This window comes from Ciceribacter ferrooxidans (assembly GCF_004137355.1).
Classification (GTDB): Bacteria; Pseudomonadota; Alphaproteobacteria; order Rhizobiales; family Rhizobiaceae; genus Allorhizobium; species Allorhizobium ferrooxidans.
Map to the genome: position 1 here is coordinate 413,063 of NZ_SDVB01000238.1, position 13,874 is coordinate 426,936.

The window sequence follows — 13,874 nt, forward strand, 5'->3', positions numbered from 1 at the left end:
TTCCAATTTCTTGTTGCGCGAAAAACCGGCCAGGGCAATTCACCGGCCGGCGCGCAAGGAGGGTCTTTTCAGGCTAGAAGCGGCTTATAGGGAATTGTTTGCCGTAGCGGAACCCCAAAATTCATCGCGCGCGAGGAAAGTTGGGGAGGGCGCCCGCGGCGCACGCATACGGGGCCGAAAGCGGGCCGTTGCGCCAGTCGTTCGCTCGCAATCAGCCGCTCCGGCTCTCGGCGAGTACCCGAGCAGGTCCGCCCGCCCGCCGGACCGGCAATCCGGAGACTCCCCACACGACCGCGACGGCGGCCAGGGCCAGCAGGCCTCCGGCAAGGACATCGACGAGATAATGTCCGCCATGGGTGAGGGTCGAGAAGGCCATCAGGGCGTTGAGGAGGAGAAACGGGTAGCGAAGCCAGCCCGTTCCGAACGTGAACGCGATGCAAAGAACGGCAGTGGCGGTATGGACAGAGGGAAAGGTCAGCAGCCCTTGAAGCTTGCCCATGGACAGAACGAACGCCGCCCGCTCGCGCACGGCATGGAACTCCTCCAGAAACTGGTAGCCGAAATGGGCGTTGATCGCGTTCAGCGAGGACGGTTCGATCCCGTAGGTGACGTAGGCCGCAGCGGCGGGGAACCAGACGGAGACCGTACTCGCCCCGATGCAGACCAGGCCGAAGCCGAATACGAGTCCGAGGCCGTGTTGCGGGCGACCGCTGACGATCAACAGCACCGGCAGGAGCAGCACCTGAAACGCGAAGGAGGTGTAGGCGAGCATCAGCGTCCACGCCAGCAACGGAAACCCGTCGATGTAGCGTATCAAGCCCCTGCCGTCGAAGCCAAGCACCTCGTCGGCCTTCCTCAGGAAATCATCTGCAAGCGGGTAGTCTTGGGAGATTGCGAGATAGCTTCCCACGGCGACGAGGAGAGACAATGCTATCGTGAATGCCAGCGCTTCCATCATCAGCGAGAGACGGAGCGAGCCACGCCTGGCGCAGATGCGGCCGGCAAGTGCCAGCGTCACAACCGTGGCAGCAACGGTTTTGAAGGACGCATAGTCGATGCTGATCTTCGATCGCACGAGAAAACCGGCGACGACGAGGGTACATGCCAGAACGACAAATGCGAGCCAATTGCGAAGATTGACCACCTCCCTTGTCATTCGTCTCTCCAGTTGTGTTTTTCGTCACTGCAACCGTTTGCATGCGCAACTTAAGATTTAGTTTCTTTCCTGAGGGGACAAAGTGCAGCGGTGCGTTGTATCGGATGCCCACGCCGCCGGTACGATCAGCAGACTTGTCCCTGTGTCCGCGCGTGCTAGCCTGCGGCCTCCTTTGGGGGGCTCACATGTTTGACGACTATTTGAATTACGATGCGCTCGGACTGGCGGAACTGGTCCTGCGGAAAGAGGTGTCGGCGCGCGAACTCGTCGATACGGCGATCGCCCGCATCGAGCGGGACAATCCGAAGCTCAATGCCGTCGTCCGGCCGATGTTCGATACGGCGCGGCGCCAGGCCGGAGAGCTGGCGGGAGAGGGGCCGTTCGCCGGCGTTCCCTTCCTCGTCAAGGATCTTCTCGCCCAGGTCGAAGGCGTGCCGACCTCGAACGGCAACAGGCTCTGGGCGCGCATTCCGGCGACCGGCGAGAACGAGCTCGTCAGGCGCTGGCGCAAGGCCGGCGTGATCTTTCTCGGCAAGACCAACACGCCGGAATTCGGTTTGACGCCCTACACCGAGCCGGAGGTCTTCGGCCCCTGCCGCAATCCGTGGAACCCGAGCCTGACACCGGGCGGATCGAGCGGCGGCTCGGCGGCGGCGGTCGCGGTCGGCATGGTGCCGATGGCATCGGGCGGTGACGGCGGCGGGTCGATCCGCATTCCCGCGTCGGCCTGCGGCCTCTTCGGCATGAAACCGACGCGCGGCCGCACGCCCGTCGGCCCCTTCATCGGCGAGGCCTGGTCGGGCTTTGCCGGCGAGCACGTACTGACGCGCTCGGTGCGCGATTCGGCGGCCATGCTCGATGCAACCCACGGACCGGATGTCGGCACACCGCATCCGCTCCCCGCCTATCCCGGTTCCTGGCTGAAGGCGGTCGGCCGTCCGCCGGGGAGGCTTAGGATCGCGGTCTCCGATACGCCGATGCTCGGACGGGAGGTGGCGCCGGAGGTGAAGGCCGCCTTCGCCGAGACGGTGCGGCTTCTGGAAGACCTCGGGCATGAGGTGGTGGAGGCGGCACCGGCCGTCGACCGCACGGCGTTTTCCATGGCCTTCCTGACGGTGCTTGCCGCCGAACTGCGCGCCGATATAGCATTCACCGCGGAGGTCGCCGGCGTGAAAATACGGCCGGAGGATTACGATCCGTCCTCCTTCGGGCTTGCGCTCCTCGGCCAGGCCTTCTCCGCCGCCGAGCTCGCCGCGGCGCTGCGCTACCTGAAGCTTGCCGCCCGGTCGATTCTCGGCTTCTTCGAAACCCACGACGTGCTGATGACGCCGGTCCTTTCGAGCCTGCCGGTCAAGATCGGTGCGCTGCAGCCGAAACCGATCGAAAGGACGCTCATCCGGGTGATGGGGCACATCCGCGGCGGATGGCTCCTGAAGAAGCTCGGCATCGCCGAGCAGCTCGCCGCCGAGACCTTCGGGTTCATCCCCTGGACGCCGGTCTTCAACGTCACCGGACAGCCGGCGATGTCAGTGCCGCTCCACTGGTCGCCGGAGGGCCTGCCGGTCGGGATGCATTTCGTCGGACGCTTCGCCGACGAGGAGACGCTCTTCCGGCTCGCCGGGCAACTGGAACAGGCCCGGCCGTGGAAAGACATGCGCCCGAACCTCTGACAACCGTCGCAGACTGCGCTGCTGCGAATGGTCGGCGGGAACGCTTTCGGTTATAGACTGTTCTTGCGGATAGAATAATGAAGCCGGAAGAAGAGGTGCCGACATGGAATGGAGAGGCCGACGTCAGTCGCAGAACATCGAGGATCGTCGCAGCGCCTCGGCCGGCGGCACGGGCATGGGGCGCGATCCGTTCGGTCGCTCGGGCCTGCGCATCCCGGTCGGGCGGCGCGGCGGGGGCTTAAGCTTCTCGACCATCATCATCCTGATCGTCCTCTACTTCGTCCTGAAGATGATGGGCATCGACATGTTACAAATGCTGGAGGACGGCTCGACGGGCGGCCCCGGCTACGAGCAGACGACGCAGCGGGAACTCTCGCCGCAGGAGAAGGAGGTCGGCAACTTCGTCGGCGTCGTGCTCGCCGAGACCGAGGACACCTGGAACACGATCTTCTCGGCGTCCGGAGAGCGTTACGAAGAGCCGAGGCTGGTGCTCTTTTCCGGCGTGACGCGGTCGGCCTGCGGCACGGCGTCGTCGGCGACGGGCCCGTTCTACTGTCCGGGCGACCGCAAGGTCTATCTCGACACGGACTTCTTCCAGCAGCTCGCGAAGCAGTTTGGCGCTTCCGGCGATTTCGCCCAGGCCTATGTCGTCGCCCACGAGGTCGGCCATCACGTGCAGAACCTGACGGGCATCCTGCCGAAGTTCAACCAGATGCGCCAGACGATGGGCGAGGGCGAGGCAAACCGCATGTCGGTGCGCGTCGAGCTGCAGGCCGATTGCTTCGCCGGTATCTGGGCCAAGCAGACCGACCAGAAGGGGCTTCTCTCCGCCGGCGACATCGAGGAGGCGCTGAACGCCGCACAGCAGATCGGCGACGATACGCTGCAGAAGCGCAGCCAGGGCTATGTCGTTCCCGACAGCTTCAACCACGGCACCTCGGCGCAGCGGATGACGTGGTTCAAGCGCGGCTATGACGCCGGCAAGGTCGAGGCCTGCGACACCTTCAAGGGCGACGTCTGATCGTCGGCGCTCAGGCGGACGCCGCAGCCGGCGTCCGCCGGCCTACCTGAACATGCCTTCGCGCAGGTTGATGCCGTATTCGAGCCAGGCCTTCATCGCGCAGAGCATCTGCATCCAGCCCTGACAATTGCCGTAGGAGGCGCGGAGCCCCCCTTCCGTCGGGTGCCAGCCTTCTTCGGCGATGGTGACGAGCGTGCGTCCGTCGTTGAGCGGTTCGAACTCCATCGTCACGGTGGTCTTGTATCCGGCCGGTGTCGTCACCGCGTCGCCCTCGGCGGGCGAGCCTTCGTTCGCCTCCCAGCGCAGCACGATGCGGCGATCCTTTGCGACCTCCACCACCTCGACGGGGAAGGCGCCCGGAAAATCATGGAAATCCCAATAGACCGTCGCGCCGGTCTCAAGTCGTCCCTTGGCGCCGCCCGTGGTGAAGTAGCGTGAGAGCGTGGCGGGGTCGACGACGGCTTCGAAGACCTCGCCCACGGGTTTGGAGATATGCGCAGACACTCTGAACTTCAGCGGACCGTTCATGGTCGTCTCCTCCTCTTGGCAGAGCTCCAATCATGTTATAAAAATATAACATGTCAAGTGCGAATCAGGAGGATCTGGTCTTCAGGGCGCTGGCCGCGCCGGTGCGGCGGGCGATGCTCGACCGACTGAAGGCGGGACCGCTGACGACCGGGGCACTTTGCGAGTCTTTTCCCGCACTTGACCGCTGTACGGTGATGCAGCACCTGAAGGTGCTGGAAGGCGCCGACCTCGTCATCGTCAAGCGGGAAGGGCGGGAGCGCCACAACATCCTGAACCCGTTGCCGATCAAGGCGATCCATGACCGCTGGATCGGCGCGTATGCGGCGAATGCCGTCTCGCTGCTGGACCGTTTGAAGCGGGACCTTGAAAGCTGAACGCTTCGCCGCCATCCGCGCGAGCCCGGCCGATTTTGCACGGCACCATAAGGCGAATTGATATGTCGACGAGTTTTGCTGAAGGAACGCCCTTTCGGGTTGCGCGTTCCGGACAGCTCGCGTAACGGTGATGCTGTCCGCCGCTTGCCAGATTTCCTGCAAGCGGCTTTTTTCGTCCAGGGTTCTGAACATGACCACGCAAACCGCAGTTCGGCCGGTCGGCTTCTCCAACAGCTGGAGCGCGCATGTCCGCGCAACGCTGGCGCTCGGGATTCCGCTGATCGGCGCGCAGCTCGCCCAGCTCGGCATCCACACGACCGACGTCGTCATCGTCGGTCAACTGGGTGCGCAATCGCTTGCGGCGATGGTTCTTGCCGGCCAGTTCTTCTTCACGATCTTCATCTTCGGTTCGGGGCTTTCGATCGCCGTCGTGCCGATGGTGGCACAGGCCTATGGCCGGGGTGACGTTGTCTCGGTCCGCCGTTCGCTGCGCATGGGCATGTGGGCGTCGATTGCCTATTCGCTGTTGACGATGCCGCTCTTCTTCAACGCGGAGCGGATCCTGCTCGCGCTCGGCCAGAAGCCCGAAGTGGCGGCGCTGACTGCCGGCTACGTGATGATCGTCCAGCTCGGGCTCTTGCCGGCACTGCTCTTCGCCGTGCTGCGGGCGCTCGTGAGCGCCATCGGCAGGGCGGGGATCGTGCTCTATGTGACGCTCGGCGTTCTGCTGATGAACGGTGTGCTGGCCTATGGCCTCGTGCTCGGTCATTTCGGCCTGCCGGCACTCGGCATGACCGGGGCCGCGATCGTCGCCGTCTGCGTGCAGTGGGCGAGCTTCCTCGCCATGGTCGTCTATATCCAGAGCCTCGAACAGACCCGCAAGTACGAGCTCTTCGTCCGCTTTTGGCGGCCGGACTGGCACGCGCTCTGGGAAGTCGTGCATCTCGGCCTGCCGATCAGCGTGACCGTTCTCGCCGAAGTGAGCCTCTTTACCGCCGCCTCGCTGCTGATGGGGCGGATCGGCACGATCGAGCTCGCCGCCCACGGGATCGCGCTGCAGCTTGCGTCCATCGCCTTCATGATCCCGCTCGGTCTCTCGCAGGCCGCGACGGTTCGGATCGGTGTCGCCCACGGCCGCGGTGATTATGGCGAACTCGTGCGGGCGGCGATCGCCGTGCTGGCCATCGCCAGCCTGATCGCGATCGCCGGCGGCATCCTGTTCTTCTCGTTACCGCGGGTGCTCAGCAGCGTCTTCATCGACACCAACAAGCCGGAGGCGCCGGCGGTGCTCGATTTTGCCACGCACCTCGTGGTGGTCGCCGGCATCTTCCAGCTCGTCGACGGGCTGCAGGCGATCGCCAGCGGCCTGCTGCGCGGGTTGAAGGATGCGCGCGTGCCGATGGTGATGGCGCTCATCGCCTATTGGCCGATCGGCTTCTTCCTCGCCTGGCTGATGGCCTTCCCGCTCGGGCTCGGCGGGGTCGGTATCTGGCTCGGCTTCCTCGTCGGGCTCGGCAGCGCCTCGTTCCTGCTCTGCGCCCGCTTCTATCTCAGGGTGCGTTACGAAATGCGAACGGCCCGGCAGTGATTGCCGGGCCGTCGAAATGATCCGCTAATAAAAGAGTCCGATCAGCGCTCTGCAAGCGCCATCTCGCCCTTTCTCTCGCGCACCATGTTCATGAAGCGGCGGAAGAGATAGTGGCTGTCCTGCGGACCGGGCGAGGCCTCCGGGTGATGCTGGACCGAGAAGACCGGCTTGCCGACGAGGCGAAGGCCGCAATTCGAACCGTCGAAGAGCGAAACGTGAGTCTCCTCAACGCCTTCCGGTAGCGACTTCGAGTCGACCGCGAAACCGTGGTTCATCGAGACGATCTCGACCTTGCCGGTGGTGAAGTCCTTCACCGGATGGTTGGCGCCGTGGTGGCCCTGGTGCATCTTTTCGGTCGTGCCGCCGAGGGCCAGCGCCAGCATCTGGTGGCCGAGGCAGATGCCGAAGACCGGGAGCCCGCTGTCGATGAGCTTGCGGATGACCGGTGCGGCGTAGACGCCGGTCGCGGCCGGGTCCCCCGGGCCGTTCGAGAGGAAGACGCCATCGGGATTGAGCGAAAGGATGTCCTCGGCGCTGGTCGTCGCCGGCACCACCGTCACCTTCGCGTCGAGCCCTGCGAAGAGGCGCAGGATGTTGCGCTTTACGCCGTAGTCGACGCAGACGACATGGTATTTCGCGTCTTCGGCGCCGAGCGTGCCGAAGCCCTTGTTCCAGACCCAGGGGGTTTCCGTCCAGACCGAAGACTGGCCGGAGGTCGCGACCTTGGCGAGGTCGAGGCCTTCGAGGCCGCTCCAGGCCTTCGCTTCCACCTTCAGCGTATCGAGGTCGAAGACGCCGGCCGGGTCATGGGCGATCACCGCGTTCGGGGCACCGTTCTCACGGATCCAGGCCGTCAGCGCGCGGGTGTCGACGCCGCAGAGGCCGATGATGCCACGGGCCTTCAGCCAGGCATCGAGGTGCTGGGCGGCGCGGTAGTTCGAAGGGTCGGTGATGTCGGCCTTGAAGATCACGCCGACGGCGCCGTGGCGGGCGGCAGGCGTCAGGTCTTCGATGTCTTCCGCATTGGTGCCGACATTGCCGACATGCGGGAAGGTGAAGGTGACGATCTGGCCGAGATAGGACGGATCGGTCAGGATTTCCTCGTAACCGGTGAGCGCGGTGTTGAAGCAGACCTCCGCCTGCACCTTGCCCGTTGCGCCGATCCCACGGCCTTCGATCACGGTGCCGTCGGCGAGAACGAGAAGGGCGGTTGGCTTGCGGGTGGTCCAGGGGGCTGTCGCGGTCATATTCCGTTCCTTGGTTTAGCCGTCTGCCCCCGGTTCCCTTGAAGAACCGGCTGACAGTGGCCATCTTCTGTCGCAGATCGAGGCTGCGCGGCAAAGCGCGCTTGAAGCCCTGATTACATTTTCGTGCAGGTGCCGGAAAATAGACGGATCGCTCCGCCAGGTCAATTCTTCACTGTGGAAACCGTGGAATTAACGTCCATCGGATTCAACGGCTTGTCTAATTGATTTGCCTGTGCGGGCGTCACTGGCTATTACTGCGGGTCAATTGACAAGGAAAAGCCACAATCGACCCCGCCGGCCCAACGGCTTTTTCGCGGAGAAAGAACATGATGCGAGACGTGCTCGCCAATTCCCTCAAGGATGCCCTGAAGGCCAAGGATACGTGCCGGACCTCGACGTTGCGGCTGATCCAGGCTGCAATCAAGGACCGGGACATCGCCAATCGCGGACTGGGCAAGGACCCGGTCAGCGACGACGAAATCATGCAGATCCTCGTCAAGATGATCAAGCAGCGGGACGAATCCGCCCGCATCTACGAGGATAACGGACGTCCGGAACTCGCCGCCCAGGAGCGCGAGGAAATCGGCGTCATCAAGAGCTTCATGCCCGAGCAGTTGCCGGAGGAAAAGGTGCGCGAGCTCTGCGCCTCCGTCATCACCGAGACCGGCGCGCAGGGCCTGCGCGACATGGGCAAGTGCATGAACGCTCTCAAGGAGCGCTATCCCGGCCAGATGGACTTCGCCAAGGCCTCCGGCGTCGTCAAGGAACTTTTGAAGTAGACAGCGCCTTTTGAAACGGACTGACGCAACTCCGCCTCCGGGCGGAGTTTTTCGTTCAGCGCTTCGAGCGCTTCTGCTCGGTCACGAAATGGCGCAGGACCGCATTGATGCGGGTCTGGTAGCCCTTGCCGGTCGCCTTGAAGAAGTCGACGATATCTTCATCGAGCCGGATCGAGATCGCCGTCTTCTGCGGCGGGGTCACCGCGACCGCCTTCGACCAGTCGATGTCGATCAGGTCCTGCCAGTCGGGATCGTCACGCATGGCCGCGACGATGTCCTCGTCGGTCATGGCGTCGACGCGCTTCCAGTCGGTTCTGTCCGCGCCGGCGGACAGCAGCTTGTCCACGTCCTCAGCCGTAAGCTTGATGATACGCTCTTTGCTCATTCTTCCGCGCAACCCTTGCTGAGATTATCCTGCAGACATCGCCTCTCATCGTGTAGATCACGGCGATAAGTTTGTTTGTTCCTTCGCATATGGCCAAGGTTCGTCGTTCACCGTTCTTGTCCGATGCGAACTCGAGGCGCTGACCTTTCAACGCCGCAGCCGCCTGCAGGAAATCGATCCCGTGTTTGGCGATATTCTTGATTCGCTTGTCTTCGTCCCAGTCGAAACTCTCAGTCATCTATAACTTTCTCCGGAACTCCATATCGCGTCCACTACATCTCATTCGGAGTGCCGAATTTAGCTTGGCGTTCCGAATTATATCTTCCGTTGGACTATTTCCGAAGGTGTCGAGCCCGTCATAGTCCGAATGATATTCTGTGAGCGACCGCGATTGGTCTGGGTATGTTAAAGATGAGCGTCGACTGGCGCCTCCTCGTGAATTGATCGCCGTGTACGGCTGTATCTATTCTTGTATATACAGAATGTCTGCCTTGACGTCAATGCGCTCAGAAGCAAGAAGCGTCGCCTGAACATCAGACGGGCGGCTCTCCAGACTGCTCTTCCACTCGCCTTGTGAATAACGGGTATGGATCATCGCCGTGATGGTATTTGCCGTGTGGGCGGCCTATATGGATGGATCGACCCCGAGGACATTCATGCGTTTTTCCCAACCCTTTCTCGACGAGATCCGCGACCGCGTGCCGATTTCGGCGGTGATCGGCCGGCGCGTGTCCTGGGACCGGAAGAAGACCAACGTCTCGCGTGGCGACTACTGGGCGTGCTGCCCCTTCCACGGCGAGAAATCGCCGAGCTTCCACTGCGAGGACCGCAAGGGGCGCTATCACTGCTTCGGCTGTGGCGTCACCGGCGACCATTTCCGCTTCCTCACCGATCTCGAAGGCCTGAGCTTTCCGGAGGCGGTCCAGCAGATCGCCGACATGGCCGGGGTGCCGATGCCGGCGCCCGATCCGCAGGCCGAGCGGCGGGAGAAGGAGCGCACGACGCTCCTCGACGTGATGGAGATGGCGACCGTCTTCTTCCAGGAGCAGCTGCAGACGGCAAACGGCGCCAGGGCGCGGGCCTATCTGCGCGAGCGCGGCCTTTCCGGGCGAACGATCGAGACCTTCCGCCTCGGCTACGCGCCGGAGAGCCGCAACGCGCTCAAGGAACATCTCGCCGGCAAGGGCGTGCCGAAAGAACAGATCGAAGCCTGCGGCCTCGTGCGCCACGGCGACGACATTCCCGTCTCTTACGACTACTTCCGCGACCGCATCATGTTTCCGATCCTGTCGTCGCGCGACAAGGTCATCGCCTTCGGCGGCCGCGCGATGGCGCCGGATGCGCTGGCGAAATACATGAACTCGCCCGAGACGGAGCTCTTCCACAAGGGCAGCGTGCTCTACAACTTCTCCCGTGCGAGGCGGTCGATCCAGGGGGCGGGCGGTGCCGATACCATCATCGCGGTGGAAGGCTACATGGACGTCATCGCGCTCGCCCAGGCGGGTGTGGCGAATGCGGTCGCGCCGCTCGGCACGGCGCTCACCGAAAACCAGCTCGACCTCATGTGGAAGATGACGCCTGTCCCGGTGCTCTGCTTCGACGGAGACGGTGCGGGCCAGCGGGCCGCCTTCCGCGCCGTTGATCTCGCCCTTCCGCATTTGAAACCCGGCCGCTCCGTCCGCTTCGCGCTCCTTCCGGACGGCAAGGACCCGGACGACCTCGTCAAGCACGAGGGCCGCGCGCCCTTCGACAAGGTGCTCTCCGAGGCGCGCCCGCTCGCAGAGATGGTGTGGCGGCGCGAGGTTGGGGGCGGAGGCTTCGATACGCCGGAAAAGCGCGCCGAGCTCGAGGCACGGCTGAAACAGGTGGTGTCCGTCATCGCCGACGAGAGCGTCCGGCGCCACTACCAGCAGGACGTCCGCGACCGCCTCAACGCCTTTTTCCAGTCGAGTGCGCCGGCCGGGCGCGGCGACCGCCGCGGCGGTTTCGAGCGCGGCCAGAGGCAGGGACAGGGACAGGGTAGGGGCGGGGTCCCGGGTCAGGGCTACGGCCAGCGCGGCGCGGCGGTCTCCGAACGGCTGGCGCGCTCCGGCATGGTGAAGGGGCGTTCCGACCAGCCGACTCTTCGCGAGAGCGTGCTGGCGCTGACCGTCGTCAATCATCCGCAGATCCTGCAGGACGATTACGACGAGGTCGCCCATATCGAATACGAGAACCGCGACCTGCAGCGGCTCTGGTCGGCGCTCCTGACCGCGGCGGCGGGGGCCGGCGCGCATCTCGATCGCGACCACCTGACGGCGAAGCTTGACGAGCAGGGCTTTTCCGAGCTCATCCGCAGCCTCGACCAGCAGATCCGCAACGCGCGGCTCTGGACGGCGACCGAGATCGCCGCCGGCGAGGATGCCCGCGAGGGCTATCGGCAGGCCCTGTCGCTGCACAAGCGGGCGCGGGCGTTGAAGAAGCAGAGGCTCGAACTCGAGCGCGAGATCGCGGACGCGACGGAGGCCGAGGATGCCGAGCGCATCGACCAGCTGATCGGCGCGCTGCACCAGGTACAGCTCGAGATCACCCGCATGGAGAACCAGGAGGCGATCGTCGACGGTTTCGGCGTGATGTCGGGACGGGTGAAGGGCGCGGCGACGGGGCACCACTAGCCGTCGGCGGAAACATGGGTGGGGAAGGCCTTTCCCCCTTGTCTTCTGCGGTTTCGATCCTACATCTGCGGTGATAAACGAGCATGATGGCTCGTAGCCGTGGTTTTTCTCCAATTTTCCTGGGTATTGACGCCTGGAGAGCTTGACGCCGGGAAAATTTGTGGGAATCACCAGAACAGGCATTTGTAGGTGAATTGGATCAGGGCGGATCTATATTACCATGTGCGGTCATTCGAAAGCGCAGATGTGCGGCGTGGCCGTTGGTACTCCCGTAGTTAATCGGGGATTAAAGATCATTCCGTTAGGTCAGTGACTGTGATTCGCGGCGGACATGGCCCCGTTCGAGCCTGTCCGTGTGGCATCACGTGGTAATGACAGCGTCAGGGAAAGCGACGAGATACATGGCAACCAAAGTCAAAGAAAACGAAGAAGCCGACAGCGAACGCGACGTTTCGACGGACGGTCCGCTTCTCGACCTTTCCGACGACGCGGTCAAGAAAATGATCAAGGCGGCGAAGAAGCGCGGCTATGTCACCATGGACGAGCTGAACTCCGTGCTGCCTTCGGAAGAAGTCACTTCGGAACAGATCGAAGACACCATGTCCATGCTTTCGGACATGGGCATCAACGTCATCGAGGACGAGGAGGCCGAAGAGGCCGCTTCCGACGACGATGACGGTGGTGACGACGGCGAGGAAGGCGGCGAACTGGCGCCGACCGCCGGCACCGCGCTCGCGACCGCCAAGAAGAAAGAACCGACCGACCGCACGGACGATCCCGTGCGCATGTACCTGCGCGAGATGGGCTCTGTCGAGCTTCTCTCCCGCGAGGGCGAAATTGCCATCGCCAAGCGCATCGAGGCCGGCCGCGAGACGATGATCTCGGGCCTCTGCGAAAGCCCGCTCACCTTCCAGGCGCTGATCATCTGGCGCGACGAGCTGAACGAAGGCACGACGCTGCTGCGCGAGATCATCGATCTCGAAACCACCTATTCCGGTCCCGAGGCCAAGGCTGCCCCGCAGTTCCAGAGCCCGGAGAAGATCGAGGCCGACCGCAAGGCGGCCGAGGAGAAGGAAAAGACCCGCCGTGCCCGCGCGCCGAGCGGCGAAGACGACATCACCAATGTCGGAGGCGAAGGCCTGCCTCCGGAGGAAGAGGAAGAAGACGAGGACGAGAGCAACCTGTCGCTGGCGGCGATGGAAGCCGAGCTGCGTCCGCAGGTCATGGAAACCCTCGACCTCATCGCCGATACCTACAAGAAGCTGCGGAAGCTGCAGGACCAGCAGGTGGAGGCGCGTCTCGCCTGCGCCGGAACGCTGTCGTCCGGCCAGGAACGCCGCTACAAGGAACTCAAGGACCAACTGATCACGGCCGTGAAGTCGCTGTCGCTCAACCAGAACCGCATCGATGCGCTGGTCGAGCAGCTCTACGACATCAACAAGCGTCTCGTTCAGAACGAAGGCCGGCTGCTGCGTCTCGCCGAATCTTACGGCGTCAAGCGCGAAGCCTTCCTCGAGCAGTATCAGGGTGCGGAACTCGACCCGAACTGGATGAAGTCGATCGGCAATCTGGCGGCGCGCGGCTGGAAGGAATTCGCCCGCGAGGAAAACCAGACGATCCGCGACATCCGCTCGGAGATCCAGAACCTCGCCCAGGAAACCGGCATCTCGATTTCGGAATTCCGCCGCATCGTGCACATGGTGCAGAAGGGCGAGCGTGAAGCGCGCATCGCCAAGAAGGAGATGGTGGAAGCCAACCTCCGTCTCGTGATCTCGATCGCCAAGAAGTACACGAACCGCGGCCTGCAGTTCCTCGACCTCATCCAGGAAGGCAATATCGGCCTGATGAAGGCGGTCGACAAGTTCGAGTATCGCCGCGGCTACAAGTTCTCGACCTACGCCACCTGGTGGATCCGGCAGGCGATCACCCGCTCGATCGCCGACCAGGCCCGCACGATCCGCATTCCGGTGCACATGATCGAGACGATCAACAAGATCGTCCGCACATCGCGCCAGATGCTGCACGAAATCGGCCGCGAGCCGACGCCGGAAGAACTGGCCGAAAAGCTCGCAATGCCGCTCGAAAAGGTCCGCAAGGTCCTGAAGATCGCCAAGGAGCCGATCTCGCTCGAAACCCCGGTGGGCGACGAAGAAGATTCGCATCTCGGCGATTTCATCGAGGACAAGAACGCGCTGCTGCCGATCGACGCCGCCATCCAGGCGAACCTCCGGGAAACCACGACCCGCGTTCTCGCCTCGCTCACCCCGCGTGAAGAACGCGTGCTGCGCATGCGCTTCGGCATCGGCATGAACACCGACCACACGCTCGAAGAAGTCGGCCAGCAGTTCTCGGTCACCCGCGAACGCATCCGCCAGATCGAAGCCAAGGCACTCCGCAAGCTCAAGCACCCGAGCCGCTCGCGCAAGCTCAGAAGCTTCCTGGACAGCTGAGAAGCGGTTTGCAGAATAAGTG

The 13,874-nt window shown here is 63.5% G+C and carries 12 protein-coding genes; 7 read left to right on the forward strand and 5 right to left on the reverse strand.

What is annotated here, in order from left to right; genetic code table 11:
- Positions 1-211: 211 nt before the first annotated feature.
- Positions 212-1,156 (reverse strand): phosphatase PAP2 family protein, encoded by a 945-nt coding sequence (locus EUU22_RS12965; protein WP_129332398.1) that lies wholly within the window; start codon positions 1,154-1,156, stop codon positions 212-214.
- 185 nt (positions 1,157-1,341) lie between these two features.
- Here EUU22_RS12965 and EUU22_RS12970 point away from each other — a divergent pair, with 185 nt between their 5' ends.
- Positions 1,342-2,826, forward strand: coding sequence for an amidase (locus EUU22_RS12970; protein ID WP_129332399.1), 1,485 nt, complete (start codon positions 1,342-1,344; stop codon positions 2,824-2,826).
- Between the two features lie 103 nt (positions 2,827-2,929).
- Complete coding sequence (gene ypfJ / locus EUU22_RS12975) at positions 2,930-3,847, forward strand: KPN_02809 family neutral zinc metallopeptidase (protein WP_129332400.1); 918 nt, start codon at positions 2,930-2,932, stop codon at positions 3,845-3,847.
- Between the two features lie 42 nt (positions 3,848-3,889).
- Here ypfJ and EUU22_RS12980 read toward each other — a convergent pair whose 3' ends face one another.
- Positions 3,890-4,375: an SRPBCC family protein gene (locus tag EUU22_RS12980; RefSeq protein WP_129332401.1), complete on the reverse strand. Its 486-nt coding sequence runs from the start codon at positions 4,373-4,375 to the stop codon at positions 3,890-3,892.
- Between the two features lie 50 nt (positions 4,376-4,425).
- On the opposite strand from EUU22_RS12980, the gene EUU22_RS12985 reads away from it, so the two are divergent.
- Together EUU22_RS12985 and EUU22_RS12990 are read left to right on the forward strand one after the other, a co-directional pair.
- Positions 4,426-4,749: an ArsR/SmtB family transcription factor gene (locus EUU22_RS12985; protein WP_129332402.1), complete on the forward strand. Its 324-nt coding sequence runs from the start codon at positions 4,426-4,428 to the stop codon at positions 4,747-4,749.
- A gap of 190 nt (positions 4,750-4,939) precedes the next feature.
- Positions 4,940-6,337: an MATE family efflux transporter gene (locus tag EUU22_RS12990; RefSeq protein WP_129332403.1), complete on the forward strand. Its 1,398-nt coding sequence runs from the start codon at positions 4,940-4,942 to the stop codon at positions 6,335-6,337.
- A 41-nt stretch (positions 6,338-6,378) separates the two neighbouring features.
- Here EUU22_RS12990 and carA read toward each other — a convergent pair whose 3' ends face one another.
- Entirely contained in the window at positions 6,379-7,584 is a 1,206-nt protein-coding gene (gene carA / locus EUU22_RS12995; RefSeq protein ID WP_129332404.1) for a glutamine-hydrolyzing carbamoyl-phosphate synthase small subunit, read from the reverse strand.
- Positions 7,585-7,913: 329 nt separating this feature from the next.
- Here carA and EUU22_RS13000 point away from each other — a divergent pair, with 329 nt between their 5' ends.
- Complete coding sequence (locus tag EUU22_RS13000) at positions 7,914-8,363, forward strand: GatB/YqeY domain-containing protein (RefSeq protein WP_129332841.1); 450 nt, start codon at positions 7,914-7,916, stop codon at positions 8,361-8,363.
- A gap of 55 nt (positions 8,364-8,418) precedes the next feature.
- On the opposite strand, the gene EUU22_RS13005 is transcribed toward EUU22_RS13000, so the two are convergent.
- Together EUU22_RS13005 and EUU22_RS13010 are read right to left on the reverse strand one after the other, a co-directional pair.
- Positions 8,419-8,748 carry a BrnA antitoxin family protein gene (locus EUU22_RS13005; RefSeq protein ID WP_129332405.1) on the reverse strand — a complete coding sequence of 110 codons (330 nt, stop codon included), beginning with the start codon at positions 8,746-8,748 and terminating at the stop codon, positions 8,419-8,421.
- Complete coding sequence (locus tag EUU22_RS13010) at positions 8,714-8,986, reverse strand: BrnT family toxin (protein WP_129332406.1); 273 nt, start codon at positions 8,984-8,986, stop codon at positions 8,714-8,716. The genes EUU22_RS13005 and EUU22_RS13010 overlap by 35 nt, the downstream gene beginning before the upstream one ends.
- A 418-nt stretch (positions 8,987-9,404) precedes the next feature.
- On the opposite strand from EUU22_RS13010, the gene dnaG reads away from it, so the two are divergent.
- Together dnaG and rpoD are read left to right on the forward strand one after the other, a co-directional pair.
- Complete coding sequence (gene dnaG / locus EUU22_RS13015; RefSeq protein WP_129332407.1) at positions 9,405-11,402, forward strand: DNA primase; 1,998 nt, start codon at positions 9,405-9,407, stop codon at positions 11,400-11,402.
- Positions 11,403-11,803: 401 nt separating this feature from the next.
- Positions 11,804-13,852: an RNA polymerase sigma factor RpoD gene (gene rpoD, locus EUU22_RS13020; protein WP_129332408.1), complete on the forward strand. Its 2,049-nt coding sequence runs from the start codon at positions 11,804-11,806 to the stop codon at positions 13,850-13,852.
- The last annotated feature ends 22 nt before the right edge of the window (positions 13,853-13,874 follow it).

Bases quoted from the DNA above. Each gene is read 5' to 3' on its own strand.
- EUU22_RS12965 (WP_129332398.1), bottom strand. From the start codon at position 1,156: ATGACAAGGGAGGTGGTCAATCTTCGCAATTGGCTCGCATTTGTCGTT.
- EUU22_RS12970 (WP_129332399.1), top strand. From the start codon at position 1,342: ATGTTTGACGACTATTTGAATTACGATGCGCTCGGACTGGCGGAACTG.
- ypfJ (WP_129332400.1), top strand. From the start codon at position 2,930: ATGGAATGGAGAGGCCGACGTCAGTCGCAGAACATCGAGGATCGTCGC.
- EUU22_RS12980 (WP_129332401.1), bottom strand. From the start codon at position 4,375: ATGAACGGTCCGCTGAAGTTCAGAGTGTCTGCGCATATCTCCAAACCC.
- EUU22_RS12985 (WP_129332402.1), top strand. From the start codon at position 4,426: ATGTCAAGTGCGAATCAGGAGGATCTGGTCTTCAGGGCGCTGGCCGCG.
- EUU22_RS12990 (WP_129332403.1), top strand. From the start codon at position 4,940: ATGACCACGCAAACCGCAGTTCGGCCGGTCGGCTTCTCCAACAGCTGG.
- carA (WP_129332404.1), bottom strand. From the start codon at position 7,584: ATGACCGCGACAGCCCCCTGGACCACCCGCAAGCCAACCGCCCTTCTC.
- EUU22_RS13000 (WP_129332841.1), top strand. From the start codon at position 7,914: ATGCGAGACGTGCTCGCCAATTCCCTCAAGGATGCCCTGAAGGCCAAG.
- EUU22_RS13005 (WP_129332405.1), bottom strand. From the start codon at position 8,748: ATGAGCAAAGAGCGTATCATCAAGCTTACGGCTGAGGACGTGGACAAG.
- EUU22_RS13010 (WP_129332406.1), bottom strand. From the start codon at position 8,986: ATGACTGAGAGTTTCGACTGGGACGAAGACAAGCGAATCAAGAATATC.
- dnaG (WP_129332407.1), top strand. From the start codon at position 9,405: ATGCGTTTTTCCCAACCCTTTCTCGACGAGATCCGCGACCGCGTGCCG.
- rpoD (WP_129332408.1), top strand. From the start codon at position 11,804: ATGGCAACCAAAGTCAAAGAAAACGAAGAAGCCGACAGCGAACGCGAC.